Raw genomic sequence first — 12323 nt, 5'->3', positions numbered from 1 at the left:
ATAATAGACTGTTTCTCCAATAGCATGTTTCGCAGAGGAATTCGATGGCCGATCGTCTGTTCAACAAAATAGCTGTCATCACCGGTGCTAGCAGCGGCATTGGTCGTTCCATCGCTGAGTTTTATTTGAATGAAGGTGCGAAAGTGGTGGCTTTTTCCCGAAGGAGTGACCCATTGGAAGAGTTGGAAACTCGCTTTCCCGCGCGCACTTTGATCGTCGATGGTGATGTAACTGATGCTGCAGATCTGAGGAGACTTGTTGAAGCAACTCAGCGTCGATTTGGGCGCGTGGATATTCTAGTTCCGAATGCTGGCATGGCACGTGTCATTTCTTTTGAAGAATCATCGCGCGAAGCCGTTAATGAAACGTTTGATGTGAACTTTCATGGAGCAATGCAAACGGTTCGTACTTTTTTGCCCCATTTGAATGAAGGTTCTGCCGTCATCTTTATTACGACATTTCTAACTCAAGTCGGGTTTCCAGGATTGGCAGCCTATTCTGCATCAAAGGCTGCTTTAAAATCATTATCGCAAACTCTGGCGGCAGAACTGGGGCCTCGTGGCATTCGCGTGAATTCTATTGCCCCCGGGCCGATCACGACACCACTGTGGGAAAGCTCAGGACTGAATGCAGAGCAACACGCTAAAGTTACTGAGAATATTACCAGCAGGTTAATTCCTCAAGCGTTTGGGAAACCGGAAAACATCGCAGAAGTGGCTGTCTTTCTGGCATCAGATGCTGCCCATAATATTTATGGTCAGGAAATTGTGGTCGATGGTGGTTACACGGTCGGCTGACTGAGAATGAGATGTGAGTCCTGGTTTTGGTTCACCATCGGTTTTGCGTGAAGACTGTGTGCGGTCTTCGTCTTGCAATAGAATTCCAGGGCAGAATTGGTTTGGTCTAATTTCGCGCGAAATCATTAGAATTTAATGTGCGATTGAGAATCTCGTTCAATATATTTTCCTGCTTTTCAGTTAGCAAAACACAGAGTTCGCATCCGGTGGAATATTTTCCAGAACTGTCCTGTTCTTGCCAGATCACTTTTGCAGTGGAATTGAATAAGTGTTCGCCATCGTTATGGACTTCTACCAGAAGTGATTCTCCGATTGAAAGCGGTATATCAATTTGAATACGAATACCATTCGGAGAAACATCAAAGAGTATTCCGTTTAAAGGTTCGTTGCCCGATGTTCTGCCCGAGCGCAACAAACTGACTTCCGTCGTGACTTTCGTGCGTTGATATTCACGCCTTTCATTTCCGGAACGTCGGCTTCTCGGTTTTCTGCGGTCACTCATGGGCGATACCTGCAGCCTGTTTTCATGAGGCTGTACTAAGGAAATGGTTGGCGGAAATGGTTGGCAGCATAGAGATGTGAAAATAGACGCACTATGCCACTTAAGTATAGGACAGGATCTGAAACATAGCGCAAGAGAGTTGCAGAATTTCAGTGGATTCCGCCTGCAAGTCCGTCTGTATCAATTTTGAGGTTTGAACAGCGGTATGATTTCATTCAAGTTGTCTTGTTCACACAATAGAATGACGGAATCACCTGCTTGAATCTGGTCATCCGCACCTGGAACCCGGACACAGTCTTCCTTGACTACAGCAGCGATGAGGGCTTGTTTTAATTTGAGATCTTTTAAAGGTGCTTGGGTAATCGGAGCATTACCCCTGACTTCCAGTTCCAGAATTGCCGAATTTCCTCCACCAATTTCTGAATGACTGACAATCGGACCTGACTGAACCATTCCCATAATCTGCCGGGTAATGACTTCTCGAGGGCTGACCGCGACATCGATGCCCAGTTTCTCTAGAACATTGGCATAATCGGGTCGTCTGACAATACTCATGATTCGACTCGCACCCAGTTCTCTGGCTTCTACGCCACAGACAATATTGTCTTCATCTCGTCCCGTTGCTGCTATAAACACATCAGCTTTGCCAACACGGGCTTCTTCCATTTCCGTTTTTCTTGTTCCGTCAGCATGAAGAATAGTCGTCGTATCCAGATGTCTTGAAAGAAAATCACAACGCGCGGGATCCGATTCCAGAATTGTGACGGAATATTCTTTTCTTTGTAAAATACGAGCGAGATTAAAGCCAATATTTCCTCCCCCTGCAATGATCACGCGAAATTTCACAGCACGTTTATGCTGGAATAAGCGGTGCACTTTATCAATATTTTCCTGTGTCCCAATCAAGGTCACGATTTGTCCTGCTTTGATGGTATTGTCCGCACCTGCGATAGAAGTATTTGCACCGTCAGAAATCAGACCGACACGGACTCCACTGGGGAGTTTCAAGTTACGCAACAGGACTCCGTCTGCAGTGACCCCCGGTTGTACATCAAGGACTTGAATAACGACTTCTCCTCGCGCAAAGTTTTCAACGGCAAACAAACCGGGTTCCCCAATCTGTTTGGCGAGTTCAAGAGCCGTCAAATGTTCGAGGCTCAGAAGTCGGTCAATCTTGAAGTGTCGTTGATAATCGAACGTACTCAAGTTCAAGTAAGCATGATTGAAAACACGCGCAACGCAACGCCGCGACCCCATTGCCTTGGCAAGGCTGGCCCCAACCATGTTGACTTCATCCTGGCTGGTTACCGCCAGGCAGAGGTCCGCACCTAATACGCCTGCCTGAAATAAGATTGCAGAATCACAGGCAGAACCGCAGATCGTTTGCACATCTACTCGTTCTTCGACCTGTTCGAGGGCACTTCGTGACTTGTCGATGATGGTGACATTGTGTTGCTCGGCACAAAGTGTGTCGGCGACAAATGTGCCAACGGTTCCTGCACCCATAATGACTATATTCATGGTTTACTCAATAGAATCGTATTTCGAGATTAATTGGTTGACTTAGAACGTTAACTACTGGCACTGCGATAACTGTTTAATGACCATTTGAAGATAAAACGTGAAATAAACAATAAAGCGAATGTAATCAATACGGATACCAGAGTAATCCACGATGGCACCAATGCTTTAGATAACAACAGCCGTGAGGGAACGGTTACGACAAGTAAAATAGGGATGACATAAGAAAAAGCAAAACGGATTATCTCACCAGTTGGCGACCCGCTATAGATACTGCGGGGATAGCGGGCAAATACTGTGATATAAAACCAGAAATCATAAAGTCCCTGATTACGACCAAACCAGATACTGCTGCTGGCCAAAGCAATCATCAGACTGTAAAAGAAAGCGACGCCAACTGCTAATAACAGAAGATACATTATTATCTGTGCGGTTCCCTGAAAACACATTCCCAATAGTGTAATCCACTGGCCTGATTGGATCATGTCTTGTAAAACAGGCAGTATCAATTCAAGATGTGACAGATGTAACAGGGAATAGCATAAAAGTGCTCCTGCAAGCAGTACTTGATTCAACATCGCCAGATTGACTTTTTCGAATGAAACCAGAAACTGGGTATCGATCGGTTTTAACAGCACAAAATCAAGATTTCCATTTCGGATCAATTCACTGAAATGAGCGCAGTTTGGCATAAAGAAAGTTTCAACGATTGCGTTGATCAACATCCCGGTTGCCATGAATGCAAAATAATCCTCGCGCGACCAGTCATTAATCGAATTGACATTTCGATAAATAATATCAAACAGGACTAGCTGAGCAGCAAACCAGAACCCACGCGTGACAATCGTTATCAGTAAATTACCGCGAAACGTCATTTCGCGGATAAGGGAATTTTGAAGGAAGGTAATCCAGACACGTCCATAGTGAGGCCGGGTGGAGCTTGCCATTTGAGGAAGCACTTTCTGCACGGAAGTGAAATTCGCTGACTGTACTTATTAATTCAATACGTATTAGCATTTTATTCAAATCAACCTGTATTGTCTTCTCTGACTGCCAGATCAGAAAAGTAAACTTACCAAAAATGATAACTTATTTAGAATAAATGGTTTATAAAGAATCTTTTGATGATGACTTTCACGGAAAAAAAACAGATCTCTGCCAGAATGTGATCTAGAAAACGCCCATTATTTCAGATGAAAAAAGCTTCTGCTCCAATTGGCGGGTAAACTTGAAACAGGTGACATATTAATAGATTTGCAGAACCTGAGGTGTAATCCATGAACTCAAGACGCTTTTTCGCAATCAATTCTCACAATATCTGTCGTGTGTTTGTTCTGGCAGTACTTTTCAATTTTCCTGGATTAACTCAAATCGCATCAGCACAGGATGATCCGTTTGCTGCCGATCAGGAAAAGATGACACCAAAAGAACAGGAAGAAGCAGCTCAGGAATTAATTAAAGGCATTAATAGACTGGTTCTTTCGCAGCAAAAACGTATCGCCCGCAAAGTGATTCGTCTGTACCCTAAATCTGAGTCTGCAAAAGTTGCAAAGTTAATTCTGGACGAATACCAACGCTTCGACCAGATCAAGAAAGAAGAGGAGAAAGCAGAAACAGAATGGCTCAATCAGGTTCGCAACCACTGGTTTCACGAGAAAAATCCTCAGCATGATTCCTTTTTCTTTACAGTATTAAAAGGTACTCAGAAGTCTTCAGTGAAGTTATCTAACCAATCGAAGCTGCCTGTGTTGTATGAATTAAAAGGTCCTTCTATGCCATGGGTTGGCCCCTACCGCTTAAGAGTTGGAGAATCTCATGAATTCTATTATTCTGCACAGGTTCGCTTTTTCTCCGATGAAGGAGTTGTGGTAAAGCATTTGTTACAAGGCCAGACGCTTATTTTAGACGAAAAAAACACTCTACATATCAAGCAATAACTAAAAAATGTTCCATTATTTGTGAATTGTGATACTGGATTCACGAAGCATCATTCGGGATACATTTGCATTAATTCGGTTGCAACTTATGATCTAATCTGTGTTTAGAACTTATTGTGCAGTTAAGTTTTTGTACAGATTCTATCGCTGAATTCGTCTTTTCGCTTCTTACTCATCTCGCTATACTCCACCCGCATTTCAAACTCACATCTTGTGACAATCCCTCTCTCACACTTCAGTTTTATTTTTCGCTCACCCCATAAATTGATCTCAGCATTATTCTGCTGTGGTTTACAATAAGGATCCTCACCTGTGAGGTTATCTATTTGGTCATCAGTTCGGCTGGCACTTTTAGGGCTTCTGTTATGTTTACATAACGGAAACTTAAAGGCACAACAGTTGAGCCAACCGACTTTCAGCGCGAAACCATTCATGGCGCCGTCGCCTTATGGTGATCGTCAGAACCATGCTTCCCCTCGCGCCAGCCATGCGCAGCGCACTCTGGAACAACAATACTCCATTCAACAGCATAACCCGGTAAAACTGGGAACCCCTTTGCATCAAACAGGTCCCGTTCAATCAGCGGGTTTGAAGCAGGAGATTACGCAAACCTTACCCCCCCTTTATTCTCAAAATGCAGTTCGACAACGGAATCAGTTCAATCAAGTTCAACAGGTTGAATTTACACAGGCAGATTATCCTGCTCTCTTTGACTCCTCTTCGCAGGATTCAAACTATCAGGGGCTGGAAACAATGCCCGTACCCGAAAGTAACTATTCTGATTCGATCGAACAGTTATGTGCAGGGGATTGCTGGGGATGGACCGTTTTACCAACTGATTTGCTTTACACTTCGTATTTAGCCGGTCCCAAAGAATCGAGGATGGCGCTGGCCGTTCTGAATGAAAAAGATATAGGCTGGCAGATGGAGCTGGAAGCAGGAGCGCGTGTCGGAATTCTGCGTTATGGTTCATTAAATGACGATATATTGGAAGGTTGGCAGCTTGACATTGAAGGAGCTGGGCCCCCTCGTTTGAATATTGAAGAAGAACTGGATCTGGATGCGGCCGACTTTCGAGTTGGCGTTCCATTGACCTGGAGACGAGGTCCTTACCAGGCAAAATTTGCGTATTATCATACCAGTGCGCATGTAGGTGATGAATACCTGGTGCGCAATCCCGGCTTCCAGAGAATCAATTATGTCCGTGATGCTTTCGTTTTGGGCGGAGGTTATTTTATCGATCCCGATTTACGGCTTTACGGTGAAATCGGATATGCATTTAATACCGACGGTGGGGCACAGCCCTGGGAATTGCAATTTGGAGTTGAATTCAGTCCGGCAGATCATTCCGGAATTTATGGGGCTCCATTCTGGGCCGTCAATGGTTATTTGCGTGAGGAAGTCGACTGGGGTGGGAATGTGAATATCATGGTTGGCTGGCAGTGGCGCGGCGACCGCAATAATCATCTGTTCCGAATTGGACTTCAATACCTTGACGGAAAAACCATGCAATATTCCTTCTTTCGGAATTCGGAAAGAATGCTGGGATTTGGTACCTGGTACGACTTCTAGTTAATTCTCCATCCCGACAAACTCTGCTACAATGTCAGTTTGCGTTCTATCTCATCTGTAAACTATGTTGTGGAAAGAATAAGATTCGATGGCAGGGGGGAAAGTCTATTTAGTTGGTGCAGGTCCCGGTGATCCCGGTTTGATCACCATCAAAGGGATTGAATGTCTTCAACAAGCCGATCTGATTCTCTATGACGGTCTTGTAAATCCGTTACTCTTGCAACATGTTTCTTCTGCTGTCGAGCGCACGTGTCGTGTTGAAGTCGGTAGTAAAAACCGGCGAATGCTCCAGCAGGATGAAATCAACCAGCGGTTAATTGCAGCCGCCCGTGAAGGAAAAATCGTTGTTCGACTGAAGGGCGGAGATCCTTTTATTTTTGGCCGAGGTAGCGAAGAAGCGGTTGCATTGCGGAATGCAGGGATAGATTTTGAAGTGGTCCCCGGGATTACAGCAGCAACTGCCGCCGCCGGTTATGCCGGTATTTCTGTAACGCATCGCGCTCACGCATCCGCCGTTGCACTGATCACAGGTCATGAAGACCCAGACAAAACAGATTCATCACTGGATTTCGAAGTGCTGGCAAAGTTTCCCGGGACGCTCGTCTTTTATATGGGTTTACACAAAATTGACCATATTGTGAATTCATTGATTCAAGCGGGCAAATCAAAAGACACACTAGCGGCCGTCATCAGTCGCGGAACAACGCCTTTTCAGAAAACAGTGCAAACAAACCTTGCTGAATTACCGGAATCTGTTCGGCAGGCGGGTTTGGTGGCACCTTCCTTAATTGTGATTGGTGAATGTGTTTCTTTGCGCGATCAAATTGCCTGGTTTGAACAAAAACCGTTGTTTGGACTGCGTATTGGTATTACTCGCTCCTGGGAACAATCAGCGACAGAAATGAAGCTTGCCCTGAATTCAGGCGCGCAGCCGGTGCTTTTACCAACAATCGAGATCGGTCCTCCTCAGGACTGGAAACCAGTTGACGATGCAATTTCACAGCTTGAAGAATATCAATGGTTGGTCTTCACGAGTGCTAACGGGGTGCGATACTTCCTGAATCGCTTATGGGAAATTGGCTTCGATGCAAGAAGATTAGCTCATTTGAAGATTGCCACAATAGGCCCTTCTACAGCAGAAGCTTTGAATGCATACCATCTTCGGACTGATTTAATACCAGCGCACTATCGTGCAGAGGATTTAGCAGAAGCACTGAAGCCGCTTGTAATTCAGCAAAAAATTCTTTGGGCAGGTGCGAACCGGGGACGTGAAGTCTTGCAGAGGGAACTGGCAGAAGTCTCTGCAACTGTGGACAAAGTTGTGGTTTATGAAAATCATGATGTGAAAGCGTGGGATGCAGAGAGTATCAACCTTCTGGAGTCAGGCGAGGTAGACTGGATTGGTTTGAGTAGTCCTTCAATTGCTCGAAACTTGAGCCGTCTTTTATCAGACAAAGCGCGTGAGCAGATCGGGAAGACGATCAAGCTCGCCAGTATCAGCCCTGTGACGACTCAGGCGGCGCGCGAAGTTGGCTTGCAGATCGCTGCCGAAGCGGAAGAGTATCATTGGGAAGGGATTTTTGCCGCGATTTTGAAACAGCAATCTTCAACCTGATCTTCAACCCGCGTGCGTGAGCGAGTTAAATCGGACAAGAAGGTTGCTATTGACCTGAATTCAAAGATCGGCAATATTTACCACTCCAAATCCAGGGTGAAGGGTTTCACGAGCGATGTTTGAATGGCTCTGAAACTTCAAGTCCTTGTGTGACAGGGTTTTATAAATTTTGATCTCATTATTAAGCCAGGGAAGGCTATTCTGATGCGATTACTGAAACGTGGATTAACTTATCTGACAATTACCAGTTACATAGGAATTTTGTTGTTTGGCATTTTCAGCCACACCTTTTCCTACAAAACTGGCAGGCATCCCACCATGTATTACATTGTATGGGATATGTTCTGTGGCTGGTCTGCTTATTCCATTCGTACCCATATCGTTGGGGAAGGGATCAGCGGAAAATATTATGAGCTGGCACCAGGTCCCTGGGGTGAATATAAACCTTATGGGAATCTAGGGCGTCGACATTACGACACGACCGGCGATGCCTGGTTGAGAATGGCCATGAATGCACTCGATAAGACCGAGCATGAGCCTATGCTTCGAATTTTGTGCATCGAAGAAGCCTGGTGTAAAAAGTATAACCTGCCCGATTCGATCTGGGATCAGCGTTATGAAGAGCCGAAAGATTTTCACAATTATTATCGATTACGTAGAGTGATTACTCCTGAAGGCGTGATTGCACAAAACTATGTATCCTGGCTTGCCCGACAGCGTTATCTGCAAATCAACGACAATCCTCGCTTGATTAGTGATATGAACCGCGCACGTCCGTTTTTCGCGGCAACGATTGGTAGTCGAATTGAACCCGAAGGGCCACAGCATCATCCGGATGTACCCGTTCACTTGGCATCGCCAGTGGGAAATTAAAGGTCCGTTGCGTTTCGATTAATTTTCACCAGTTCATTCCTTTTATAAGTCAAAACTTCAAACAGGACTTTAAGCATGGATGTCAAAGAAGTGAGTTCTGCTCAAGTTCACTCGATTCATAATCCGTTCAAACGTTTCTTTTTTGCGAAAGAAATTCCTTACGGGTTAGCTATCGTGCGAATGTTGATTCCACTTGTTTTGTTTGGAACGGTATGTACCCGATGGTCTTTTTCAAGAGAGTTATTTTCTGCTGATGGGGCGCCTGCGCCTCTGGCCGATATTTTTGGCTTTTATGATTTTCTGCCGCTTCTTCCAGGAACAGCGGCTGTTGCATTGTTTGCTGCATTGGGATTTTTTCTAGTCTGCAGTAGTCTAGGCTGGATGACCCGGTTTTCACTGATTGCTTCTGTGATACTTTATGTTTACTTCTGTTTCATGGATAGCATTAGTATGACGACGAAGTATTCTGCCATCGCTACCCATGTCTTATTTTTGCTTAGCCTTTCAAACTGTGGTGCTATCTGGTCAGTTGACAGTTGGTTGAAAGGCAGGCAGGCCAGGATATCGATACCGCAATATACAAAACATGAAAAACCTCGTTTTGAGATTTGGCCTCAACGACTGATACAGATTCTAATAGCCGTCATTTATTTCGGAGCTGGCATTACGAAGCTGCATACTCCCGGGTATCTCGAAGGCGATCAGATCAGCTACTGGGCGATGTCACGTTATAATAACCCACATCCCGTGGGCGACTTTTTAACAATGTATCCGATTATTTTATCAGTCATGTCATATATAGCCATTGTCTGGGAAATTGCTTTTGTCTTTTTCGTCTGGCAAAAATGGGGACGAATTATTGGGCTGGCAATGGGAACGGCATTTCATATTGGAACATTCTTCTCATTGGGGCTCTACATCTTTCCCATGATTTCAATTTCGATGTATTTCTGCTTTCTCACGGAGAAAGATGTGCAATGGATGTCAGCTCAATATCGTCGATTCTGCCGCAAGGGACACTGGTTGAGACAATATTCAGCTGCACTGAGTTTAGCTGTGGAACGATTGCGTCCACAAAAAGATGTTGGGTGGAAATCACCTGTCAGCTGGACGAGCGCCATCATGGCTGTTTTATTCCTGAGTGTTTATGTGGAGTATCAACAAGACTTATATGGTCTGAGACGGGCCGAGGGTCGAATGACATTACATGAAGTTGATCCAGAGCTGGTACAAAAGATGCTGGCGCCGGAACAGGTGATGCGACAAAAAGACAAGTTTCTTTCTGTTGATGTGGGAACGCAAATTGTGGGTGGACGGCTCACAAATCGTAAAACCGAGTTTATGGTTGGAGATTTGATTCTCGTACAATGTTGTCTTAATCCACCTCATGAAGATATCTGGATCGACTGCCACTTCTGTGAAGAGAATGGACGCATTGTGCATCGTTCAGGAAATATTGTTTCTCGGGAACATTTACGAAACACATTCCAGATTTATGCCAATGAAGTTCTTGAACCAGGGAAATACTATGTTTCCATCAAGTCAAAAGGAAAAGAAGTATTGCGACGTTCGGTTACTCTTCTCCCCAAACTTTCAGCGGTCGCTAATTGATCCATCAGGAATCTCAGTTTCTGAGTGGTAATTTATGCGGGTTAATCAATCAAGTACTTTAAAATCGGTATATTTTTACCAGATTGCCAAAAGTCTTTAATGAGTGTAACAGCTTCTACTTGCAACGTTGACCAGCTATTTGGTCTTCTCGGGTAATTCCATCATTCTAAATACCGATACGGAATCTCCCCTTGCCGATACTCTGAGTACCCCATTTTACGTTTCAGAGATTTGCAAAGGATTGCAATGTCGAAGTTCTATCAATATCTGGTTTGCCTTTTCAGCGAAAGAAATCGCCAGAGGCATTTTTTAGTATTTGATTTCATAGTTTCATTTTTGGTTTTTATGGGACTGGTATTCTGTTTATCCAGTTGTTCACAGTTTGAACAATACACCACAGTTGAACCAGAGAGTCTCCATTCTCCAAGTTCCATCACCGCGAAGCCGTTTGTTAAAAAAACGACGAATCAAAAACAATCTGATGAGTTATCAGAAGAGCTTCCGGCATTTGAACAGGCAGAATCTGAATTGCAGGCAATCGATTCCAGCGAGAGCGAGTTCAAGCATGAGCCTGTCATTAATCAAATTTCACTGAAGACTCCCCCCGTACCTCCTGCGCCATCAGGAAGTCAATCTACACTTGGGAGTCTTGGAAGCAAGAGCTATTCACTTGCCCAAATGGAAGAGATGGCCGGCCAATACAATCCGACTCTGGCACAGGCGTCTGCCGTTGTCGGTAAAGCCTGCGGTATTCAAACTCAGGTGGGGAAACGCCCCAATCCGATTGTAGGATATTTTGGTGATGAAATTGGGGATGGCGGCACTGCAGGCAGGCAGGGTGCTTTTATTTCTCAGACTTTTGTCACGGGAGATAAACTCAGGTTAAATGAACTGGTAGCAGAAAAAGACGTTCAGGAAACATCATGGAAGTATGAAGCACAACGAATGCGTGTTGAAAATGATGTCCGTTCACGACATTACGAAACGCTGGGCGCGCAAAGAAGAATTGAACTGACAACGGAATTACTCAAGATAGCTGAAGACGGGCTGAAAGTAACTCAGCAATTATTTAAAGCCCAACAGGCGAGTCGCGCTGATATCCTGCAAGCTAAAATTCAATTGAATCAGGTACAGATCATTCATCAAAATGCTGTACTGGCTTATCAAGCGTCATGGAAGCGGCTGGTGAATGTCGTGGGTGTTCCAGATTTAGAATCGGGACGTTTGACCGGTGATCTTAAAGATCAAATTGCAAAAGTTTCTGATTGGGATTCCAGTTATCAGACCCTGATTTCTAATAGCCCAGAGCTTCAGGCTGCTTATTATCGTGTCCAGCGAGCTCAGTCTCAAATTGAACGACAACAGGTTCAGGCAAAGCCTAACTTGCAGACACAAGTAGGAGTAGGGCACGATTACCAAACAGGTAATGAGATCGTGAATGCTCAGCTCGGCGTATATTTACCACTCTTTAATCGGAATGAAGGTAATATCACTGTTGCTTCTTCAGACTACCATCGTGCATTAAACGATGCCGAACGAATCCAGCTGTTGTTAAGGGACCAATTGGCGATCACTTATCGGAACTTTCAGCAGGCTTCTCAACAAGTTGAAAGATTTGAAAAAGAAATCATCCCTTCGGCAAAAGAAAACCTGGAGCTAACCAACGAAGGATATCGGCAGGGAGAATTTGAATTCCTGCGAGTTTTGACCGCACGTCGTACTTTTTTTGAATCAACTCAGTCGTATGTCACTTCACTCGTCGCAATGCGTCAGGCGGAAATTCAGATATCCGGCCTGTTGCTGACTGGAGGCTTGAATGAAGTAGGCGATATCAGTCAGGGAGCAGGTGGCACGAGCCAGCGTGGATCAGCTTTAAATGGACAATAGCATCAAAG

At 44.7% G+C, this 12323-nt stretch carries 10 protein-coding genes; 7 read left to right on the top strand and 3 right to left on the bottom strand.

Features of this window, described 5'->3' with window-relative positions; translation table 11 throughout:
- The first annotated feature begins 44 nt into the window (after positions 1-44).
- Entirely contained in the window at positions 45-797 is a 753-nt protein-coding gene (locus Q0668_RS19880; protein WP_298867851.1) for an SDR family oxidoreductase, read from the top strand.
- Between the two features lie 106 nt (positions 798-903).
- Here the strand turns inward: Q0668_RS19880 and Q0668_RS19875 are convergent, their stop codons facing one another.
- The 3 genes from Q0668_RS19875 to Q0668_RS19865 form a co-directional block, all read right to left on the bottom strand.
- Positions 904-1299, bottom strand: coding sequence for a PilZ domain-containing protein (locus Q0668_RS19875; RefSeq protein ID WP_298867849.1), 396 nt, complete (start codon positions 1297-1299; stop codon positions 904-906).
- 180 nt (positions 1300-1479) lie between these two features.
- Positions 1480-2820, bottom strand: a complete 1341-nt coding sequence (gene trkA / locus Q0668_RS19870; protein WP_298867848.1) for a Trk system potassium transporter TrkA — start codon at positions 2818-2820, stop codon at positions 1480-1482.
- A 50-nt stretch (positions 2821-2870) separates the two neighbouring features.
- A complete protein-coding gene (locus Q0668_RS19865) occupies positions 2871-3767 on the bottom strand; it encodes an ABC-2 family transporter protein (protein WP_298867846.1) in 897 nt (298 codons plus the stop codon).
- Positions 3768-4145: 378 nt separating this feature from the next.
- Between Q0668_RS19865 and Q0668_RS19860 the strand changes: the two genes are divergently transcribed.
- The 6 genes from Q0668_RS19860 (at position 4146) to Q0668_RS19835 (ending at position 12315) form a co-directional block, all read left to right on the top strand.
- The gene (locus Q0668_RS19860) at positions 4146-4757 is read left to right on the top strand and encodes a hypothetical protein (protein ID WP_298867843.1); all 612 of its coding nucleotides are present in this window, start codon (positions 4146-4148) and stop codon (positions 4755-4757) included.
- A 312-nt stretch (positions 4758-5069) separates the two neighbouring features.
- Positions 5070-6329, top strand: coding sequence for a DUF1207 domain-containing protein (locus Q0668_RS19855; RefSeq protein WP_298867842.1), 1260 nt, complete (start codon positions 5070-5072; stop codon positions 6327-6329).
- Between the two features lie 88 nt (positions 6330-6417).
- A complete protein-coding gene (gene cobA, locus Q0668_RS19850; RefSeq protein ID WP_298867840.1) occupies positions 6418-7944 on the top strand; it encodes a uroporphyrinogen-III C-methyltransferase in 1527 nt (508 codons plus the stop codon).
- Positions 7945-8148: 204 nt separating this feature from the next.
- A complete protein-coding gene (locus tag Q0668_RS19845) occupies positions 8149-8817 on the top strand; it encodes a hypothetical protein (RefSeq protein WP_298867838.1) in 669 nt (222 codons plus the stop codon).
- Positions 8818-8892: 75 nt separating this feature from the next.
- Complete coding sequence (locus tag Q0668_RS19840) at positions 8893-10428, top strand: HTTM domain-containing protein (RefSeq protein WP_298867836.1); 1536 nt, start codon at positions 8893-8895, stop codon at positions 10426-10428.
- Positions 10429-10674: 246 nt separating this feature from the next.
- Positions 10675-12315 (top strand): TolC family protein, encoded by a 1641-nt coding sequence (locus Q0668_RS19835; protein ID WP_298867834.1) that lies wholly within the window; start codon positions 10675-10677, stop codon positions 12313-12315.
- The last annotated feature ends 8 nt before the right edge of the window (positions 12316-12323 follow it).

Source organism: uncultured Gimesia sp., from assembly GCF_937910335.1.
Lineage (GTDB): Bacteria > Planctomycetota > Planctomycetia > Planctomycetales > Planctomycetaceae > Gimesia.
Note: the sequence above shows the minus strand (reverse complement) of the source record. Positions and strands in the feature narration are given on the sequence as shown.